This is a genomic window from Variovorax sp. DAIF25 (assembly GCF_050711835.1).
Classification (GTDB): Bacteria; Pseudomonadota; Gammaproteobacteria; order Burkholderiales; family Burkholderiaceae_C; genus Variovorax.
The window spans coordinates 1,715,193-1,734,290 of sequence record NZ_CP136636.1 but is presented as its reverse complement, the minus strand read 5'-3'; the positions used below and the strand labels follow the sequence as shown (position 1 = coordinate 1,734,290).

The window sequence follows — 19,098 nt, the reverse complement described above, 5'->3', positions numbered from 1 at the left end:
GACTCATTCCGTCGGCTCCTTATATGCGTAGTGCGTATACCTATAGCCACCATATTTGTAGCCGTGGCTTCCAATGTGGCGTCTCGACAAATCTACGGCGTTCAGAATGACACCGTTTGCCGCGCACCCGGCATGAGCAAGTCTTCGCACGCTTTCATTTAGTTCGCCGAGGTGCGTCTTTTCAGCTCTTGCAACGAGCAGGAGAGTGCCAGCCAACGGAGCGACAGCCGTGGTGTCTGTTGCGACCAGCACAGGCGCTGTATCGATTACCACGAGGTCATAGTCAGCAGAGAAGGAGTCCAGCAATTGTGAAAAAGACTCACTCATGAGCAGTTCCGCTGGATTCGGAGGAAGCACACCAGTGGTAATTACATCCAAATTCGGAAGGAGTTGAGAGTGAATTGAATTTTGACGAGTACTCGTTCCTGCAATCAGTTCCGAGAGACCTGTAGTTCGATTCATCGAGAAAAATTGATTGACTCGCCCTTTTCGTAAATCAGCATCAACCAGAAGCACTCGCTTTCCAGAGGCAGCCGCAATTGCGGAAAAGTTTACCGAAACAAAAGTCTTCCCCACCCCTGGAGTAGCTCCTGTGATGATTATTCGATTATTGGAAGCTTCGAGCATTGCAAATTGCAGTGCTGTCCGAAGACTCCGGAGACTTTCAATAGCGGGGTCTTCTGTATGAGAGTTCGCCAATACGTGGACACCCCCCACCTTACTCTCGATGTCTCGATCCATCACACGCTGCACCTTGCTCAGCGGAATGGTGCTGTAAACACTCAACCCGGTATGCGCCTCGATTTCATTTGGATTACGAATTCCTCCAAAGATCAAGTTACGCAAAATGGCAGCCACTCCACCAAGCACGATTCCCAGTACAAGCGAAAAAGCAACAACCAAACCCTTTTGCGGCTTCACTGGTACTTCTGGAACAAAAGCTTCATCCAATAGCCGAACATTCCCCACCTTACCTTCTTTTGCCAAACGCATTTGCAGAGAGCTATTAAGAAGTGATACATACAAATCAGTATTCACTTTTATGTCTCGCTGCATCCGTACGGTATTTTGCTGCAGCATCGGCATTTTTCGAATGCGAGCGTCGACCTCGGAAATCCCGCTCTTAAAAGCTGCGATCTGGGCGTCGAGGGTTTGAATGCTGGGGTGCTGGTCTGTAAATCGCGCGGAAAGCTCCCGTCGCTTTTGCTCTGCCTCGAGAAGCTTTCCTTGCAAATCAACGGTCTGGGTCAGCGCATTTTTAGCTTCATCGTCCAGGCTGACCGTTCCATTTTGATTTCGGTAACTGTTGTACAAGTTCTCCGAAGTTTCCAGCTGGCTTTTGAATTGAGGAAGCGCCGTATCCAAAAAACCAAGGGTTTTTTCCGCCTCCGCGGCTTTTCGTTCAATATTTTGCCGAATGTACAAACGCCCAATCTCATTCAGAATGAGAGTCAGCTTTTCGGCATCGGGGCTTTGCAAGGTGACGTCCAGAACGCCAGATTGTTTTCCTTTTTCACCGACCTTGAGATTGCTTTGCAATGCCAAAAGCGCCAGCTGTTTTGATTGCCGGGAAACTCGAAACTGGGCGCCAGGCTTTGCATCGATGGAACTAACCAGCAATCTAATCGTGCCCCCCCTGATTTTCTTCTCGAGAAGAGTGCCGATTCGCCCCTCCAACGGAGACTCCAGATCAGCTTGACTCAGCATGAACCGTCCCTCCTCCTGTGCCGTCAAGGTGAAGCTGGCGCCCTCTAATTCGGAAGGTAAATCGAACTGCGCAACTCTGATGCTTTCTGTTCCCGTGACGTAACCGGAGAATCCCAGAAAACCAGGATCAGATAGATCTTTAGCTCGACGAGAAAGCCAAGCTCCAATTATCGGGACGTAACGTGGCTGAGCACTGATATAGAGTTTCAAATTCTCTACAGCTTGCCCCAGAACCGCCCGCGATCTGAGAATCTCAATCTCTCCAGTGGCCGGCGTTTTCACGCTCAACAACGAAGATGCGGCGTCCCCCAAAAAACTGCCCGCAGAATTTCCAGAGTCCTCTACTTGGACACTAAGATTTGCTTCGTATATTGGCCGACTTAAAATTCCGTACGCCAAGCCCAAGAGCATGGAAACGACTACCGTGGCGACAATAAGCCAACGGTTATCGATTATGATATCCAGATATTCAGCAAGGTTGATTCGTTTTTCATCATCTTCTCGAAGCTGAGGGGGAAGAGGAATTTGCGGAGATGCGTTCATGTCGATTGGCGTTCGAGTTCCGTTATTTTTTTGATGCGATTTTTCCAAAAATCAGCCCCTGCATCAATAAGCGCTAACGCACTTTCAAATTCCGCGACGCCTTTTTTATAGGGATCTGGCACATCTTTCTTGTCATTTTCTGCAATCCGAAAAACCTTCCCCCGAACAAAGGGGTAATTTATTTCCAAGTAACGACGTTGTTCCGTGTCCATTACAAGAATCAAATCAGCCTGTCGGCAGAGCAACTGATTTATTTGCTGTGCAACATGGCCCGAGATATCGATGCCTCGCTGTTTCATCAGCGCTTGAGCCATCGGATCGGCGGGTTTTCCAATCAATGCTCCGATACCCGCGGAGGCGACATGCATATGTGACAACCCTACCGACAACAAGCCCTCGGCCATTGGGCTTCTGCAGATGTTGCCGATACAGACTGTGAGTATGGATTTCATCTGTGTCGCGACCAGATTTCATCGCCGGTATTGATAACTTGGGCCGACGGAAGAATCAAGCTCACCAGGCGATTCCAGGTCACGAGGGGGACGGGGTCAATATAGACAACGTCGCGCGGCTGCAGGGGAAACCGTTCAGCCAAAGCGAGAGCAGCAGGATTTTTCGCATTCAGATGAAAAATAGCGGGTGTGCCCCTTGCGTTATTGCGAATGACATAAATCTGCCCAGTGTGAGCGGTGCCCAAGTTTGGACCGCCTGCCTCACCCAATGCTTCATTCAGCGTCAGCCGACCGTTGTGCATGAGTAACGCGGAAGGGCGAAGGATTTCACCCATCACATAAATTTTGCTCTCATCTCTATTTCGGATTTGAACAATATCGCCGTTCTGAAGCGGGATACGACTGGCATCCGCTCCTACATCTTGAAGGTTTTGCAGATTGATGAGCGTCGTCTTTTCACCCCGCGTCAACGTCACAAACGAACGATCACCATTGGCAGTAATACCGCCTGCACGGCTGATCGCCTCAGCCAAAGTCATTGGGACGTCAGTAAAAATCTGGAGCCCCGGTGAGCGCACCTCTCCTTCGACAAAGGCGCGGCGACTTCTAAAAGACTGAATACGAACCGTAACCTGCGGATCCTTGATGTACTTGGAGATCCTTTGAGCAATGAGGTCAGAAGCTTCGATTTCGGTCAAGCCCTGTAGCTTGATGCGCCCAATATAGGGAAAGCTGATAAGGCCGGTCGCGCCGACAATGAAGCCTGGCGCGACGCTCACTCCGGTCGGGTCGGTGGTTTGCGAAATGACCGCTCCCGCATTCGGTAGCAATTCGGGGTGGTCATAGACTATGACACCCACTACATCGCCCGGCCCGATGGTGTAGACCGGCGACTCGCCAAATAACACCTTGACCTCCGATGGAACAGCGGTGGACTGCGTTTCGGCAAGCGCACGAATCAACGCAGGCGAGATCGAAGTGATCACGCCTTCCGACGCGCCGTCAGCAGGAAGGTACTGAAATTCCGGTGGCAGCGCCTGATCAGCCTCATAGGCTGAAGTAGGGCTAAATCCCGGAGCACAACCTTGAAGAAAAAGCGCGCCAACCAAGGCGGCACCCCACCCAAACGGGTACACGTAGCGTCTCAAATCGATCCCCATCGCACGACAAATTGGTTTGTTCAACAGTCGAGCCCTCTAAGCACATGGCATCGGCTTGCAGCTCATGGCCGACGGCCTCCCTGCACGACTGTTGGTCAAGCAAGCCCGCGTTCGGTCATCTTCAGCGGGCCAACCGGAGATTGTCGCCGTTCGCGATACGGGCATTTCCGGTTTGTGAGTTGCAAAAGATTGTGTCCGACCGCAGCTTGACAGGTCGATCATAGGCGAGTCCCTTGACACAGCTCGTACCTAGCACTCCGCGTCAACACACAGATCCATGGGTTGGAAAGTTTTTCTTATAACCTTTGTATGATTACCAAGGTGTTAAACATCTGCTGCACTACCCGATTTCCGGGGTTAGCGTTGCGCCATGTCAACGAGCATTCAGCTTCGGAGATAACCCTGTGGAAGTGTAAAGATGAACAAAATATTGCATATCCCTCGCTTGAGGGAGTGCGGTTCTGAGCGAGCCGTCCTCGGCTCAAGGCCTCGATCCGCGCAGTTACGCGCCTGCTTCATCCAAGCTCTTCAGCCTAGTTTGGTCCCAGACGCCCGATGCAAGGCAACATACAAGTCACATCTGTGATTTGTGAATAGCTCCCCAAGCATGGCTATCGTACGAAGCCAAACATCAGGCTTCCCCATGCATACTGACGCCTCTCTCAACCCCAGTGCTCCCGCACCCTCCCAACCATGACCATCCTCAGCGAATTCAAGGAGTTTGCCGTCAAGGGCAATGTCGTCGACTTGGCGGTCGGCGTGATCATCGGCGCAGCCTTCGGCAAGATCGTCGATTCGCTGGTGGCCGACATCATCATGCCCATCGTCGGGCTGGTGTTCGGCAAGCTGGACTTCTCGAATCTCTACGTGGTGCTGGGCACGGCGCCGGCAGGTGTCGCCAATACCCTGGCGGACCTCAAGAAGGCCGGCGTGCCGGTGCTGGCGTACGGCAACTTCATCACCATCGTGGTCAACTTCGTGATCCTCGCCTTCATCATCTTCATGATGGTCAAGCAGATCAATCGCCTGCGCCGCACGGAAGAAGCCGCTCCGGCCGCCCCCGCCGCACCGCCCGAGGACATCGTGCTGCTGCGCGAGATCCGCGACAGCCTCAAGCGCTCCTGACGCGCAGCGCGGCCCGGCACGTGCCGCACATCTCCCTCAGATACCGGCCACCGCGCGCGCCATGCGCAGTGCCTCGACCAGGCTCGATGCATCCGCCCGCCCGGTGCCCGCGATATCGAACGCCGTCCCGTGATCGGGACTGGTCCGCACCAGCGGCAGCCCGAGCGTCACGTTCACGCCCTTCTCCACGCCCAGGTACTTCACCGGGATCAGTCCCTGGTCGTGGTACATCGCCACCACCACGTCGAACTCGCCGCTATCGGCCACGCCGGGCCGCTTCGCGCGGGCACGCATGAAGACGGTATCGGGCGCATGCGGCCCATCGGCGGCGATGCCTTCGGCACGTGCCGCGGCGATGGCCGGCACGATGATCTCCTGCTCCTCCGACCCGAAGAGTCCGCCCTCCCCGGCATGCGGATTGAGCCCTGCGACACCGATGCGCGGCACGCGGCCCAGGGTGCGCGAGAGCGCATGGTGAGTGATGCGCAAGGTCTCGAGCACGCCGTCGAAGGTGACGGCCTCGATCGCCTGGCGCAGCGACATGTGGATGCTGACGAGCACGGTGCGCAGCTCGTCGTTGGCCAGCATCATGCGCACGGGCACCTCGGCCACGCCGCGGCCCAGATGCGCCGCGGCCTCGGCCTGCAGCAGTTCGGTATGGCCCGGAAAGGGAAATCCTGCCGCCGACAACGCTTCCTTGTGCAAGGGCGCGGTGACGATGGCGGCGATCTCGCCGCGCAACGCGGCTCGGGCCGCCCAGACCACCGCATCGCCCGCCGCGCGGCCAGCCTCGGCGCTGATGCGGCCATGAACCACACCTTGCGGTGGCGCGATCACCTGCAGCACAGGCACACAACCGGGCGGAACCTCCAGCGCCTCGGCCGATGAAGCAATCTCGACCACGGGCCACGCCGGATGCCCGGGCGCCGACAGGGCCTGCAGCGCCGCCCGCATCGTCCCCACGTCGCCCGCCACGAAGGCGCCGCGCGTGGCCTCGGGCGCATCGCGAAATGCCTTGCCGATGATCTCCGGCCCGATGCCTGCCGGATCGCCGAGCGTGATGGCGACGGGCTTCCTGCCCGCGGAACCAGCGCTCGTCATGCCGGGTTGTCGATGTCGATGAACTCGTGCTGGAGCCCGAGCTGCGCAGCCACGTGTTCGGCCACGGCAGGCGCGCCATAGCGCTCGGTGGCATGGTGCCCGCACGCCAGGAAGGCCACGCCCATCTCGCGCGCGTAGTGGGCCTGCGGCTCCGAGATCTCGCCGGTGATGAAGGCGTCGGCGCCCGCCGCGATGGCGGCCTCGAAATAGCTCTGCGCGCCGCCGGTGCACCAGGCGATGGTCTTGATCGGACGATGGGCGGTGTCGACCAGCGTCACGGGCCGCTTGAGCACCTTCTCGACGTGGACGGCGAGCGCCTTCGCGTTGGCCAGGGTCTCGCCGTCCTCGAGGCCGCCGAGAAAGCCCAACTCCTGCTCGCCGAAGCGTCCGGCCGATCCGGGATGCGCCAGCAGACCGAGCTGCAGGCCGAGCTGCGCGTTGTTGCCGAGCTCGGGATGCGCATCGAGCGGCAGGTGGTAGGCGAAGAGGTTGACATCGCGATTCAGCAGCAGCGCCAGCCGCTGCTTCATCCAGCCGGTGACGCGGCCGTCCTGGCCGCGCCAGAACAGGCCGTGGTGGACGAAGATGGCATCGGCCTCGGCGCGGATGGCGGCCTCGATCAGCGCGCGGCTCGCGGTCACGCCCGAGACGATCTTGCGCACCGTGGTGCGGCCCTCGACCTGCAGGCCGTTCGGTCCGTAGTCCTTGAAGCGCTCGGGAGCGAGCAGCAGGTCGAATGCGTGAAGCAGTTCGTGGCGGGTGGTGCTCATCGCGACATTGTCGCGCCGCCGGCCGGCGCCACGCCAGCCCGCATGGGGTGGCCGCGCGCCGCCAGGGGGCAGAACGCGAGCACGAAGCCGAGCGCGGCGAGCACCGCCACGTAGTGCGCGGGCGCCATGGTGTCGTGCTGCAACCAGAGCGTGAGGACCACCGGCGTGAGCCCGCCGAAGGCGGCGTACGACATGTTGTAGGCGAATGAAAGCCCCGTGAAGCGCACCGGCGCCGGGAAGGCGCGCACGCCGGCGATCGGCACGGTGGCGATGGTGCCTACGAACAGGCCCGTCAACCCGTAGTGCCAGAACAGCGTGGCCGGCGTGCCGGGCAGGCCGGCGTAGAACAGGTAGGCGGTCACGAACAGGCCGCCCCAGCCGATCAGCATCACGGCGCGCGTGCCGAGGCGGTCGCTGGCCCAGCCGGCGATCACGCAGCCGATGGTCAGCGTGAGGGTGGCGAGTGCATTGGCCTCGAGCGCGAGCGCGGCCGGGATGTGGTGCACCTTCTGCAGGTAGGTGGGCGTGTAGAGCACGATCACCACGATCGCGGCCGACAGCACCCAGGTCTGCAGCGCGACGAACACGCTGGCGCCGCGGTGCTCGCGCAGCACGGTGCGCAGCGGCAGCTCGCGCGCCACGCCGCGGCGATCGGCCAGTTCGCGGAACACCGGGGTCTCGTGCAGGAAGCGGCGCAGGTACACCGACACCAGCCCGAACACGCCGCCGAGGATGAAGGGGATGCGCCAGGCGAAGTCGCTGACCTGCTCGGGCGCGTAGTGCCGGTTGATGGCCACGGCCACCAACGAACCCAGCAGGATGCCGCCGGTGATGCCCGAGGTCAGCGTGCCGACGCCGAAACCGTAGCGCTGCGCGGGCACGTGCTCGCCGACGAACACCCAGGCACCGGGCATCTCGCCGCCGATGGCCGCGCCCTGCAGCACGCGCATGGCCAGCAGCAGCAGGGGTGCCGCCACGCCGATGCTGGCGTAGGTGGGCAGCAGGCCGATGACCAGCGTGGGCGCGGCCATCAGGAAGATCGACAGCGTGAACATGCGCTTGCGGCCGAGCAGGTCGCCGAAGTGCGCGATCACGATGCCGCCGACCGGCCGGGCCAGGTAGCCGGCCGCGAAGATGCCGAAGGTCTGCAACTGGCGCAGCCAGTCGGGCATGTCGGCCGGGAAGAACAGCGCGCCCAGCACGGTGGCGAAGAAGACGTAGATGACGAAGTCGTAGAACTCGAGCGTGCCGCCGAGGGCGGACAGGGCGAGCGTCTTGTAGTCGCGGGCGTCGAGCGCGCGGGCCGGGGCCGGCGTGGTGCCGTCCGGGGTGGTGGCGTGTGAAGTCATGGCGGGCGGAGAGTCATGGCTGCGCACCGGGGCCGCAGGGCCGGATGGGAAGCGAAAGCGGTACGCCGACGAAAGTGCCGGGCCGAGTCCACCGGGTGGGTGGGGCGGCGGCGAAGGAGAGCCGGGTCGGCAGGGCCCCGATGCTAAGGGTTATCCCGTATTGGCGTCTCAAGCCACCGCGAATCTCGACCGGCCGGCGCGGTCTTCGGCCCCTGCCGTTGAGAGACAATCGTCCACAGTGCCGCGCCCCGCGGCCTTTTCCCCTCAGCGCCCTCGCCCTTTCGCGCCTTTTCACCAAGTTTTCATGAAACGCACCTGGCTGCTCTTCGCCCAAGCCGTGACCGTCCTGCTGGCGGCCTATTTCGTGGTCGCCACGCTCAAGCCCGAATGGATCAACCGGCGCACGACCTCGCTGGGCGGCGTGGTCTCGATCATCGAGGCGCCCGCCAGCTCGACGCCGGGCGTGCCCGCGCCCGGCAGCCTCAGCGCCGCGGCCAAGAAGGCCTCGCCGGCAGTGGTGAGCATCAACACCAGCAAGGCGGCGCAGCGCCATCCGCGCAGCAACGACCCCTGGTTCCGCTTCTTCTTCGGCGACCAGGACGACCAGCCCCAGGTCGGCCTGGGCAGCGGCGTGATCGTGAGCACCGACGGCTACATCCTCACCAACAACCACGTGGTCGAGGGCGCGGACGAGATCGAGGTCACGCTCAACGACAGCCGCCATGCGCGCGGCAAGGTGATCGGCACCGACCCCGACACCGACCTGGCCGTGCTCAAGATCGAGCTCGACAAGCTGCCGGTGATCGTGCTGGGCAGCTCCGACGAGCTGCAGGTGGGCGACCAGGTGCTGGCCATCGGCAATCCCTTCGGCGTCGGCCAGACCGTGACCAGCGGCATCGTCTCGGCGCTGGGCCGCAACCAGCTCGGCATCAACAACTTCGAGAACTTCATCCAGACCGACGCGGCCATCAACCCCGGCAACTCGGGTGGCGCGCTGATCGACGTCAACGGCAACCTGCTGGGCATCAACACCGCGATCTACTCGCGCTCGGGCGGCAGTATGGGCATCGGCTTCGCCATTCCCGTGTCGATGGCCAAGATCGTGCTCGAGGGCATCGTGAAGGAAGGCCAGGTGCGCCGCGGCTGGATCGGCGTCGAGCCGAGCGACCTCTCGCCGGAGCTGGCCGAGACCTTCGGCGTGAAGGCCGACGCCGGCGTGATCATCACCGGCGTGCTGCAGAACGGCCCGGCCGCCAAGGCCGGCATCCGCCCCGGCGACGTGATCACCGCGGTGGGCGACAAGAAGACCGACAGCGTGCAGGCGCTGCTGACCGCCGTGGCCGGCCTCAAGCCCGGCAGCACCGCGCGCTTTGCGCTGCAGCGCGGCAGCGACAAGATGGAACTGGACGTGATGCCGGGGCTGCGGCCGAAGAGCCCGGTGCGGCAGGTGCCGAACCAGAACGAGTGAACGAACGAGACGCGCGGGCCCCGGGTCCGCACAACCATGAAAAAAGCGGCCGACGGGCCGCTTTTTCTTTGCCGGGTCCGGAAGATCCTTGCCGCTCAGGGCGGCGTGGTCGACGACGAATCCGCTTCCTCGTCCTCCGGCGACTTCGAGACGCGCGAGAAGTACTTGGCCCCGATGATCCCGACCTCGTACAGCACGCACATCGGGATCGCCAGCGCGAGCTGCGACACCACGTCGGGCGGCGTCAGCACGGCGGCCACGATGAAGGCCACGACGATGAAGTAGCCGCGGAACGAGCGCAGCTTCTCGATGGTCACCATCTCGAAGCGCACCAGCAGCATCACGACGATCGGCACCTGGAAGGCGACACCGAAGGCGAGATAGAGCGACAGGATGGCCTCGACGTACGAGGAGATGTCGGGCGTGGCCGCCACCGCGGCCGGCGTGAACTTCTGGATGAAGCCGAACATCTTGTCGAGCACGAACAGCTGCACGAAGGCGATGCCCGCGTAGGCCAGCAGGCTGCCGAAGATGATCAGCGGCAGCGCGAAGCGCTTCTCGTGGGTGTAGAGGCCCGGCGCCACGAACATCCAGGCCTGGTACATGAGCCACGGCAGCGCGAGCAGCACGGCGGCCATCATCAGCACCTTGAGCGGCACGAAGAAGGGCGAGAACACGCCCACGGCGATCAGCTTGGCGTCGGGCGGCATGTGGGCGCGGATCGGCATCGCGATGATGTCGATCAAGCCGCCCGGACCGGGCCAGACCGCCAGCAGGATGCCGGCGATCGCCATGCCGTAGACGCAATAGAGCAACCGGTCGCGCAGCTCGATCAGGTGCGCGACGAAAGGCTGCTCGGTGCCGGCGAGCTCGTCTTCTTTGTTCTTGGAGTCGGAATCAGCCATTGAGGAGATGGAAAGCGTGGGCTGCCGACGGGCGGCGCGCGTGGGAACGCTGGGTGGAGGGGGAAACGCGCCGCGCCGCTGCTAGCTGACCTTGTGCGGCCGGTAGCGCGCGACGCGCGCCGCGCCCGACAGTGCCTTGGTGCGCACGCCGTTGCGGGACTTGTACCACTGCGGCGTGGCGCCCTGCTTGAGGCGCCAGTTCTTGCGCGGATGCTTGTAGACCGGCACCACCGGTTCCGGTTCGGCCAGCGCCGAGAGGGTTTCGCCCGCGGGGGTGGAGAACTGCTTCTCGAGGTCGCTCACGCCCGAATGGATGTTCTGCTCCACGTCGCGCGCCGCGTCCTCGACGGTGGTCTTCATCTTGCGGAGCTCGTCGAGCTCCATCGAGCGGTTGACCTCTGCCTTGACGTCGTTGACGTAGCGTTGCGCCTTGCCGAGCAGGGTCCCGACGGTGCGCGCCACGCGCGGCAGCTTTTCGGGTCCGATGACGATCAGCGCCACGACGCCGATCAGCGCCATCTTCTCAATGCCGAGGTCCAGCACGTGTCGCCCGGATCAGGACTTGTGGCGTGCTTCGACGTCGATCGTCGGCTTGTCGGTGGCGGCCGACTGGCTCGTGACCTGGGCGGCCGGGCCGGTGGCGGTCGGCGCGTCGGTCGCGGAACCGTCCTTCATGCCGTCCTTGAAGCCCTTGACGGCACCGCCGAGGTCGGAACCCATGTTCCGAAGCTTCTTGGTACCGAAGATCATGACGACGACGAGCAGCACGATCAGCCAGTGCCAGATGGAAAAAGAACCCATGGAAGACTCCTAAGAATGTGCCGATTTTAGTCGCGGCGAATGTGACAAATTTACTTAACGGCTCAGCCGCGAAGCCAGGGGCGCGGACCGCCCATGACGTGGACATGGAGATGATGCACCTCCTGCCCCCCTTCGGTACCCGTGTTGACCACCACCCGGTAGCCGCCTTCGGGGTACGGATTGCAGCCCTGCTCGAGCGCCAGCCTGGGCGCCAGGGTCATGATCTTGCCCATCAGGGCCGCGTCGTCGGGCGTCAGCTGGGCCATCGACGCGATGTGCTTCTTGGGCACCAGCATGAAGTGCACCGGCGCCCAGGGCGCGATGTCGTGGAAGCCGAAGACGTCCTCGTCCTCGTAGACCTTGCGCGACGGGATCTTGCCCTCGACGATTTTGCAGAAGATGCAGTTCGGATCAGATGACATCGTTGGGTTCCATGGGACGGCCGTCGTTCATCCGGATCATGCCTTTCACGATCCGGTAGAGGAACCACAGCGAAATCAGGCTCCAGGCGATCCAGCCCGGGACGAAGAGCAGCAGCCAGAGCCACGAGGTGACGATGTACAGCAGCCCGGCCCAGAGCACCGAGCGGATGCGCCAGCTGAAGTGCGAGGCCTGCCAGGTGCCGGCCGCGTCGTCGCGCTTCACGAAGTCGATCACCAGCGCCACCAGCAGCAGCAGCACCGAGGCCTGGGCGCCCGGCACCACGGCGCCGATGGCGACGATCAGGTGCAAGATGTAGCTGACCCAGCCCCAGGTCTTGAGTGAGTCGTCGGGCTGAACGTTCACGATGTCGTTGGGCATGGCGATGTCCTTTCGGTCGTCAGAGTCATCCCTCGGCGCTCAGGCGGTCACTCGCTGGCGGCTTCGCGGGCCTGCACCTTGCGCAGCGCCTTTTCCTCGATGCCGCTGGTGCCTTCGCGCCGCTCGAGTTCGGCCACCACCTCGGCGGGCGTCAGGCCGTAGTGCGCGAGCGCCACCATGGTGTGGAACCAGAGGTCGGCCACCTCGTAGACCACCTTCGTCCGGTCGCCGCCATGGTCGGCGTCCTTGGCCGCCATCACCACTTCGGTGGCTTCCTCGCCGATCTTCTTGAGGAAGGCGTCGGGGCCCTTGTGCAGCAGCCGCGCGACGTAGCTCTTCTCGGGATCGCCGCCATTGGCGGGCAGGCGGCTTTCGATGACCGCGGCCAGGCGTGCGAGGGCGTCGTTGGTGTTCACGGTGCCGCTCATTTGTAGATCGATTCCGGGTCTTTCAAGACCGGCTCGGTCACGGTCCACTGGCCGTTCTCGTACTTGTGGAAGAAGCAGCTGTGGCGGCCGGTGTGGCAGGCGATGCCGGGCTCGTGGCCGAGCTGGGTGACCTTGAGCAGCACCACGTCGTTGTCGCAGTCGAGGCGGATCTCGTGCACGGTCTGCACGTGACCCGATTCCTCGCCCTTGAACCAGAGCTTGCCGCGCGAGCGGCTGAAATACACCGCGCGGCCGAGTTCGGCGGTCTTCTCGAGCGCCTCACGGTTCATCCACGCGAACATCAGCACGTCGTTGGTGCCTTGTTCCTGGGCGATCACCGGCACGAGGCCGTTGGCGTCCCATTTCACTTCATCGAGCCAGATCATGGGCGGGATTGTCGGCGATCGGCCGGCCGCGACCGACGCCGAAGGGTCATTAAATCCGCACCGGGATGCCGCGCTCGGCCATCCGCGCCTTGGCCTCGCCGACCGTGTGCTCCCCGTAGTGGAAGATGCTCGCGGCCAGCACGGCGTCCGCGCCGCCCTTCTGGATGCCGTCGGCCAGGTCGTCGAGGTTGCCCACGCCGCCCGAGGCGATCACCGGCACGTTGACGGCGTCGCTGACCGCGCGGGTCAGCGCCAGGTCGAAGCCGCTCTTGGTGCCGTCGCGGTCCATGCTGGTCAGCAGGATCTCGCCGGCGCCGCGGCGCGCCATCTCGGTGGCCCATTCGACGGCATCGAGGCCGGTGTTCTTGCGCCCGCCGTGGCTGTAGACGTCCCAGCCCGGACCGCGGCTGGCCGCTTCCTCGGGCGTGCGGCGCTTGGCATCGATGGCGACCACGATGCACTGGGCGCCGTACTTGGCCGAGGCGTCGCTGATCACCTGCGGATTGGCGATGGCGGCCGAGTTGAAGCTGGTCTTGTCGGCGCCGGCATTGAGCAGCCGGCGCACGTCCTCGACGGTGCGCACGCCGCCGCCCACGGTCAGCGGAATGAAGACCTGCGAGGCGACCGACTCGATGATCGGCAGGATCAGGTCGCGGCCGTCGCTGGTGGCGGTGATGTCGAGGAAGGTCAGCTCGTCGGCGCCCTGCGCGTTGTAGCGCGCGGCGATCTCGACCGGATCGCCCGCGTCGCGCAGTTCGAGGAAGTTGACGCCCTTGACGACGCGGCCGCCGGTGACGTCGAGGCAGGGAATGATGCGTTTGGCGAGCATGGTGGGGTAACGGGAAGAAGTGGGTATCAGAGGACGCGCAGCTGCTGCCAGCCCTGCCATTCGGCGCCGGGCGCGAGCTGCACGGGCTCGTCGATGCGCGCGGCTTCGACGCAGAGCATGTGGCGATAGCCGTCCTCGGGCATGTCGGCGAGTTTCGCACCGAGCGCGGCACCCGGGTTCCAGACCACGGTTTCGGTACAGGTGGCGCCCTGGGCGATCTCGAGCGTGCCGCCGGGCTGCACCAGCCGCAGCGGCTCAGCGGGCGCGGCATAGACGCTGTCGAACTCGGATTCGAAGCGCAGGGCCGGCGCGGTTTCCACATGGCGGTCGTCGCGCACCGCATCCCAGCGGTTGGCGCCTTGCAGGCCTTCGAGGCGGGCCTCGGCGATGTCGTCCACGGCCAGGTAGGTGTGCAGCGCGGCCGTGAAGCCGAAGGGCCCGCCGCCGAGGTTGCGCAGCCTCAGCGCGGTGCGCAGCTGCCCGGCCTCGAGCGTGAACGCGACCCGCGCCTCGAAGGCATGCGGCCACAGGGCCCGGGTGGCGTCGTCGTCGCGCAGCCGCAGGGTCAGCGAGCCCGATTCGGCATCCACACCCTGGCTCTCCCAAGGCAGATTGCGCATGAACCCATGTTTGGGGAGCATGCCGCGCTGGTTGAACTGCGGGCAGCAGATGGGCACGCCGCCGCGGATCGCGGTCTTGCCGTCGAACACGGCGCGCGGGCTCAGGTAGAGCCGTTCCCTGCCGTCGGCCGTGGTCCACGAGAGCAGATGCGCCCCATGCAGGGCCACGGTGAGGGTGCTGCCGTCGGCACCGGTGGCGCGCAGCGCGGGCTGGCCGCGAAACTCGATCGAGCTGGTGTGCATGTGAGGAATTGTAGGCAGCGCTCCGGTCGCACCGTCTTCGCGCAACATCGGCGCCTCGCGCGGCACGGCCATGGGGCCTAAAGACTGCATGGTCAGGCCCCGATTGCAAGCCGGGGGCCTTCTTGGATACCCTGTGCCTGCAAAAAAATCGCTCATACAACCAAGCACAAGGGGAATCGAATGAAGAAGAAGTTGCCGATGGCGGCGTGGATCCTGATTGCCATGGTGCTCGGCATCATCCTCGGCTACATGATCTTCACGAGCTTCCCGGACAAGGGAACCGCCAAGGAGATCGCGGGCTACGTCTCGATCGTCTCGGACGTGTTCCTGCGCCTGATCAAGATGCTGATCGGGCCGCTGGTGTTCTCCACGCTGGTGGTCGGCATCGCGCACATGGGCGACGCCAAGTCGGTGGGCCGGGTGTTCGGCAAGGCCATCGGCTGGTTCCTCACGGCCTCGCTGATCTCGCTGGTGATCGGCCTGGTGATGGCCAACCTGCTCGAGCCCGGCGCCAACCTGGGCCTGCCGCTGCCCGATATCGGCGCCTCGGCGAACCTCGCGACCTCCAAGTTCACCTTCAAGGACTTCGTGAGCCACACGGTGCCGAAGTCCTTCATCGAGGCCATGGCCAACAACGAGATCCTGCAGATCGTGGTGTTCTCGATGTTCTTCGGCGTGGCGCTGGCCTCGCTCGGCGACAAGGCGAAGACGCTGGTCGCCGCCACCGAGGAACTCTCGCACGCGATGCTGAAGATCACGGGCTACGTGATGAAGCTCGCCCCGCTCGCGGTGCTGGCCGCCATGGCCGCCACGGTGGCGGTCAACGGGCTGGGCATCCTGATCAAGTTCGCGGTGTTCATGCGCGACTTCTACCTCGGCCTGTTCGTGCTGTGGGGCGTGCTGATCCTCGCGGGCTTCACCTTCCTCGGGCCGCGCGTGTTCAAGCTCTTGGTGCTGATCAAGGAAGCCTTCCTGCTCTCGTTCGCCACCGCCAGTTCCGAGGCCGCGTACCCGAAGATCCTGCAGGCGCTCGACCGCTTCGGCGTCAAGCGCAAGATCTCGAGCTTCGTGATGCCGATGGGCTACTCGTTCAACCTCGACGGCTCGATGATGTACTGCACCTTCGCCGTGCTGTTCATCGCGCAGGCCTACAACATCCACATGCCGATCAGCACGCAGATCACGATGCTGCTGATCCTGATGCTCACCTCCAAGGGCATGGCCGGCGTGCCGCGCGCCTCGTTGGTGGTGATCGCCGCCACGCTCAACCACTTCGACATTCCCGAGGCCGGCCTGTTGCTGATCCTGGGCGTGGACACCTTCCTCGACATGGGCCGCTCGGCCACCAACGCGGTGGGCAACTCGATCGCCACCGCGGTGGTCGCGAAGTGGGAGGGCGAGCTGCTGCCGGAGAGCGAGGCCGAACTCAACGCGGCCAAGCTCGACGAAGAGGCGGCCGCGACGCTCGCGCATCCGGCGCATGGCTGAGGCGATGCGCAGCATGACGACGATGCTTGGCAGGGCCGGTTTGGCCTGCGCGGCCCTGTTGCTCGCGGCTGGCGCAGCACAGGCCCAGGAACTGCTCACCGGCACGCTCGCCAAGGCGCGCGCCAGCGGCGCCATCACCATCGGCTACCGCGAATCCTCGGTGCCCTTCTCCTTCCTCAACACGCGCAAGGAACCGGTCGGCTACTCGATCGAGCTGTGCCGCGAGCTGGTCACGGCGATCGGCAACGCGGTCGACCGCACGCTCGCGATCCAGTGGGAGCCGGTCACCTCCGACTCGCGCTTCGACGCGGTCACGAGCGGCAAGGTCGATCTCGAATGCGGCTCGACCACCAGCAACCTCGAGCGCCAGAAGCGCGTGAGCTTCTCGCCGACGATCTTCGTCTCGGGCACCAAGGTGCTGGTGAAGAAGGGCACGCCGATCGCCTCGTTCCGCGACCTCGCGGGCCGCAAGGTGGCGGTGACGGCGGGCACCACCAACGAGAAGACGCTGCGCGATCTCTCCGAGAAGTTCAAGCTCGGCATCCAGCTGCAGGTGGCGCGCGACCATGCCGAGTCCTTCGCTCTCGTGAAGAGCGGCCAGGCCGATGCCTTCGCGACCGACGACGTGCTGCTCTACGGCCTGATCGCGCAGGAGAACGCCAAGGCCGACTACCGCGTGGTCGGCGACTTCCTCTCCTACGACCCCTACGGGATCATGTACCGCAAGGGCGACCCGCAGCTCGCGAAGGTGATCAACGACAGCTTCCAGGTGCTGGCCGAGGACGGCGAGATCGAGCGCCAGTACAAGCGCTGGTTCCTGCGCAAGCTGCCCACGGGCGCCAGCCTCGACCTGCCGATGAGCGCGCAGCTCGAGACGATCATCAAGACGATGTCGGTGAAGGCCGAGTAGCGGGGGCCGGCTTCAGCGCGCCGGCCATTCCCAGCGCGGTATCTCGCTCATGTCGAGGTTCGCGATGCGGGTCTCGCCCAGGCGTTTCTCGAGCACCACCGACTGCAGCGCGACGCCGCGCGCGGCCGCCTCCTCGAGCGCGGCGATCAGCCGCGAGGCGTGCGACACCACGATCACCTGCGACTCGCGCGCGGCATGCGCGATCAACCGGCCGAGCGCGGGCAGCAGGTCGGGATGCAGGCTGGTCTCGGGCTCGTTGAGCACGAGCAGCGCGGGCGGCCGCGGCGTCAGCAGCGCCGCGATCCACAGCAGGTAGCGCAGGGTGCCGTCGGACAGCTCGGCGGCGGTCAGCGCGCGCAGCAGGCCGTGCTGGTGCATCAGGGTCTGGAAGCGGTCGCCTGCGGCATCGATCTCGATGCGCGCGCCCGGGAAGGCATCGTCCACGGCGCGATCGAGCGCCTCGCCGTCGCCGATCTCGCGGATGGTCTGCAGCGCGGCGGCGAGGTCGGCACCATCGTTGGCCAGCACCGGCGTGCGGGTGCCGAGCTGCGGCTGGCGCGCCGGCGCCTCGGCGTCCGAGCGAAAGTGGTCGTAGAAGCGCCAGGAGCGCATCTGCTCGCGCAGGGTGAGCATCTCGGGCGCATCGCGCGGATCGGCGTGCTCGGTCATCATGCTCGCGAAAGGCGGGATCGGCCGGCCCACGGGCTGCCAGCCACGGCCGTCGCGCAGCCGCAGCGAGGCGCCCTTGCGGTCGACCAGCTGCGTGGACGGCCGCAGCAGCGGGCCGCTCCAGATGGCCTCGTGCTTGATCTCGGGGTCGCGCGAGAAGGCGGTCGAGGGAATCGGCGGCGGCAGGCCGATGTCGATCGCGTAGCCGAAGTCCTCGGAGCTGGCGCCTGCGAAGCCCAGCTTCAGCGCGACCGGTTCGCTGCGCGTGGTGGTGCCCTGCACCGGCATCTCGCCGCGCAGCATGGCGGCCGAGAAGCGCTCGGGCCCGGCCCACAGCGTGGAGGACAGCCCGCCCTCGCGCACCAGCGAACGAATCGCGCCGCCGTTGGCGATCTCGGCCAGCAGGCGCATGGCGCGGTAGACGCTCGATTTGCCGCTGCCGTTGGGCCCGGTGACCACGGTGAGCCGCGCGAGCGGCACCGTGAGCTGGCGCAGCGAGCGGTAGTTGGCGATGGCGAGCGCGGACAGCACGCGCCGCCAGGCCCCCTCAGGCGCCGGCCAGTTCGTCGGCGCGCGCCTGCGCCTGTCCGAAGTCGAGGTCGCCCGAGTAGATGGCGCGGCCGCAGATCACGCCTTCGACGCCCTCGGATTCGACTGCGCAGAGCTGGTCGATGTCGGCCATGTTCGACAGGCCGCCCGAGGCGATCACCGGAATGGACAGCACGCGCGCGAGCTTGACCGTGGCCTCGATGTTGATGCCCGACAACATGCCATCGCGGCCGATGTCGGTGTAGATGATCGATTCGACGCCGTAGTCCTCGAACTTCTTGCCCAGGTCGGCCACCTCGTGGCCCGTGAGCTTGCTCCAGCCGTCGGTGGCGACCTTGCCATCCTTGGCGTCGAGGCCGACGATGATGTGGCCGCCGAAGGCGCTGCAGGCGTCCTTGAGGAAGCCCGGGTTCTTCACGGCGGCGGTGCCGATGATCACGTAGCGCAGGCCGTCGTCGATGTAGCGCTCGATGGTGTCGAGGTCGCGGATGCCGCCGCCGAGCTGCACCGGGATGTCGTCGCCGACCTCCTTCAGGATCGCCTTGATCGCCGCGTGGTTCTGCGGCTTGCCCGCGAAGGCCCCGTTCAGGTCGACCAGGTGCAGACGCCGGGCACCGGCCTCGACCCATTTGCGCGCCATGGCGGCAGGGTCTTCGCTGAAGATGGTGGACTGTTCCATGTCGCCTTGTTTCAGGCGTACGCAATGGCCGTCTTTGAGGTCGATCGCTGGGATGAGGAGCATGAAAGTGACGCGAGAGTGCAACGAAAGGGCGCCGGCCGGCGGCGCCCGGTCA

At 64.2% G+C, this 19,098-nt stretch carries 21 protein-coding genes; 4 read left to right on the top strand and 17 right to left on the bottom strand.

The window, feature by feature from the left end:
• Nucleotides 1-3 precede the first annotated feature (3 nt).
• The 3 genes from R0232_RS07965 to R0232_RS07955 are packed head-to-tail and all read right to left on the bottom strand — an operon-like array spanning nucleotide 4 to nucleotide 3,862.
• On the bottom strand, nucleotides 4-2,250 hold the full coding sequence (locus tag R0232_RS07965) for a polysaccharide biosynthesis tyrosine autokinase (protein ID WP_208511625.1): 2,247 nt from the start codon (nucleotides 2,248-2,250) through the stop codon (nucleotides 4-6).
• Complete coding sequence (locus R0232_RS07960) at nucleotides 2,247-2,702, bottom strand: low molecular weight protein-tyrosine-phosphatase (RefSeq protein WP_208511626.1); 456 nt, start codon at nucleotides 2,700-2,702, stop codon at nucleotides 2,247-2,249. Before R0232_RS07960 ends, R0232_RS07965 begins: the two co-directional genes overlap by 4 nt.
• The gene (locus R0232_RS07955) at nucleotides 2,699-3,862 is read right to left on the bottom strand and encodes a polysaccharide biosynthesis/export family protein (RefSeq protein WP_208511637.1); all 1,164 of its coding nucleotides are present in this window, start codon (nucleotides 3,860-3,862) and stop codon (nucleotides 2,699-2,701) included. Before R0232_RS07955 ends, R0232_RS07960 begins: the two co-directional genes overlap by 4 nt.
• A 693-nt stretch (nucleotides 3,863-4,555) precedes the next feature.
• On the opposite strand from R0232_RS07955, the gene mscL reads away from it, so the two are divergent.
• On the top strand, nucleotides 4,556-4,987 hold the full coding sequence (gene mscL / locus R0232_RS07950; RefSeq protein ID WP_208511627.1) for a large conductance mechanosensitive channel protein MscL: 432 nt from the start codon (nucleotides 4,556-4,558) through the stop codon (nucleotides 4,985-4,987).
• Nucleotides 4,988-5,023: 36 nt separating this feature from the next.
• Here mscL and pdxA read toward each other — a convergent pair whose 3' ends face one another.
• From pdxA to R0232_RS07935, 3 genes are read right to left on the bottom strand one after another with little or no spacing between them, the layout of a single operon-like run.
• The gene (gene pdxA / locus R0232_RS07945) at nucleotides 5,024-6,088 is read right to left on the bottom strand and encodes a 4-hydroxythreonine-4-phosphate dehydrogenase PdxA (RefSeq protein ID WP_431511783.1); all 1,065 of its coding nucleotides are present in this window, start codon (nucleotides 6,086-6,088) and stop codon (nucleotides 5,024-5,026) included.
• Nucleotides 6,085-6,858, bottom strand: a complete 774-nt coding sequence (locus tag R0232_RS07940; protein ID WP_431511782.1) for a Nif3-like dinuclear metal center hexameric protein — start codon at nucleotides 6,856-6,858, stop codon at nucleotides 6,085-6,087. Before R0232_RS07940 ends, pdxA begins: the two co-directional genes overlap by 4 nt.
• Complete coding sequence (locus tag R0232_RS07935) at nucleotides 6,855-8,207, bottom strand: MFS transporter (protein WP_431511781.1); 1,353 nt, start codon at nucleotides 8,205-8,207, stop codon at nucleotides 6,855-6,857. The genes R0232_RS07940 and R0232_RS07935 overlap by 4 nt, the downstream gene beginning before the upstream one ends.
• 304 nt (nucleotides 8,208-8,511) lie before the next feature.
• Here R0232_RS07935 and R0232_RS07930 point away from each other — a divergent pair, with 304 nt between their 5' ends.
• Entirely contained in the window at nucleotides 8,512-9,675 is a 1,164-nt protein-coding gene (locus tag R0232_RS07930; protein WP_093351920.1) for a S1C family serine protease, read from the top strand.
• Between the two features lie 95 nt (nucleotides 9,676-9,770).
• On the opposite strand, the gene tatC is transcribed toward R0232_RS07930, so the two are convergent.
• From tatC to R0232_RS07885, 9 genes are all read right to left on the bottom strand, one after another.
• Nucleotides 9,771-10,580, bottom strand: a complete 810-nt coding sequence (gene tatC, locus R0232_RS07925; protein ID WP_093351923.1) for a twin-arginine translocase subunit TatC — start codon at nucleotides 10,578-10,580, stop codon at nucleotides 9,771-9,773.
• Between the two features lie 81 nt (nucleotides 10,581-10,661).
• The gene (gene tatB / locus R0232_RS07920) at nucleotides 10,662-11,123 is read right to left on the bottom strand and encodes a Sec-independent protein translocase protein TatB (protein ID WP_093351925.1); all 462 of its coding nucleotides are present in this window, start codon (nucleotides 11,121-11,123) and stop codon (nucleotides 10,662-10,664) included.
• Nucleotides 11,124-11,135: 12 nt separating this feature from the next.
• Nucleotides 11,136-11,381, bottom strand: coding sequence for a Sec-independent protein translocase subunit TatA (tatA, locus tag R0232_RS07915; RefSeq protein WP_093351928.1), 246 nt, complete (start codon nucleotides 11,379-11,381; stop codon nucleotides 11,136-11,138).
• A gap of 62 nt (nucleotides 11,382-11,443) precedes the next feature.
• Nucleotides 11,444-11,803, bottom strand: a complete 360-nt coding sequence (locus tag R0232_RS07910; protein ID WP_093351930.1) for a histidine triad nucleotide-binding protein — start codon at nucleotides 11,801-11,803, stop codon at nucleotides 11,444-11,446.
• Nucleotides 11,793-12,182: a DUF4870 family protein gene (locus tag R0232_RS07905; protein WP_057595255.1), complete on the bottom strand. Its 390-nt coding sequence runs from the start codon at nucleotides 12,180-12,182 to the stop codon at nucleotides 11,793-11,795. Before R0232_RS07905 ends, R0232_RS07910 begins: the two co-directional genes overlap by 11 nt.
• A 47-nt stretch (nucleotides 12,183-12,229) precedes the next feature.
• Nucleotides 12,230-12,610, bottom strand: a complete 381-nt coding sequence (locus R0232_RS07900) for a phosphoribosyl-ATP diphosphatase (RefSeq protein ID WP_208513624.1) — start codon at nucleotides 12,608-12,610, stop codon at nucleotides 12,230-12,232.
• On the bottom strand, nucleotides 12,607-13,005 hold the full coding sequence (gene hisI / locus R0232_RS07895) for a phosphoribosyl-AMP cyclohydrolase (RefSeq protein ID WP_431512873.1): 399 nt from the start codon (nucleotides 13,003-13,005) through the stop codon (nucleotides 12,607-12,609). Before hisI ends, R0232_RS07900 begins: the two co-directional genes overlap by 4 nt.
• 40 nt (nucleotides 13,006-13,045) lie before the next feature.
• Nucleotides 13,046-13,825: an imidazole glycerol phosphate synthase subunit HisF gene (hisF, locus tag R0232_RS07890; RefSeq protein WP_093351941.1), complete on the bottom strand. Its 780-nt coding sequence runs from the start codon at nucleotides 13,823-13,825 to the stop codon at nucleotides 13,046-13,048.
• 26 nt (nucleotides 13,826-13,851) lie between these two features.
• Entirely contained in the window at nucleotides 13,852-14,688 is an 837-nt protein-coding gene (locus R0232_RS07885; RefSeq protein ID WP_431511780.1) for a D-hexose-6-phosphate mutarotase, read from the bottom strand.
• 180 nt (nucleotides 14,689-14,868) lie between these two features.
• Between R0232_RS07885 and R0232_RS07880 the strand changes: the two genes are divergently transcribed.
• Together R0232_RS07880 and R0232_RS07875 are read left to right on the top strand one after the other, a co-directional pair.
• Entirely contained in the window at nucleotides 14,869-16,176 is a 1,308-nt protein-coding gene (locus R0232_RS07880; protein WP_208513626.1) for a dicarboxylate/amino acid:cation symporter, read from the top strand.
• A gap of 13 nt (nucleotides 16,177-16,189) precedes the next feature.
• Complete coding sequence (locus R0232_RS07875; protein WP_431511779.1) at nucleotides 16,190-17,086, top strand: amino acid ABC transporter substrate-binding protein; 897 nt, start codon at nucleotides 16,190-16,192, stop codon at nucleotides 17,084-17,086.
• Nucleotides 17,087-17,098: 12 nt separating this feature from the next.
• Here R0232_RS07875 and R0232_RS07870 read toward each other — a convergent pair whose 3' ends face one another.
• The gene (locus tag R0232_RS07870) at nucleotides 17,099-18,286 is read right to left on the bottom strand and encodes an AAA family ATPase (protein ID WP_431511778.1); all 1,188 of its coding nucleotides are present in this window, start codon (nucleotides 18,284-18,286) and stop codon (nucleotides 17,099-17,101) included.
• Between the two features lie 16 nt (nucleotides 18,287-18,302).
• On the bottom strand, nucleotides 18,303-19,046 hold the full coding sequence (gene hisA, locus R0232_RS07865) for a 1-(5-phosphoribosyl)-5-[(5-phosphoribosylamino)methylideneamino]imidazole-4-carboxamide isomerase (RefSeq protein WP_208513629.1): 744 nt from the start codon (nucleotides 19,044-19,046) through the stop codon (nucleotides 18,303-18,305).
• Nucleotides 19,047-19,098: the final 52 nt, after the last annotated feature.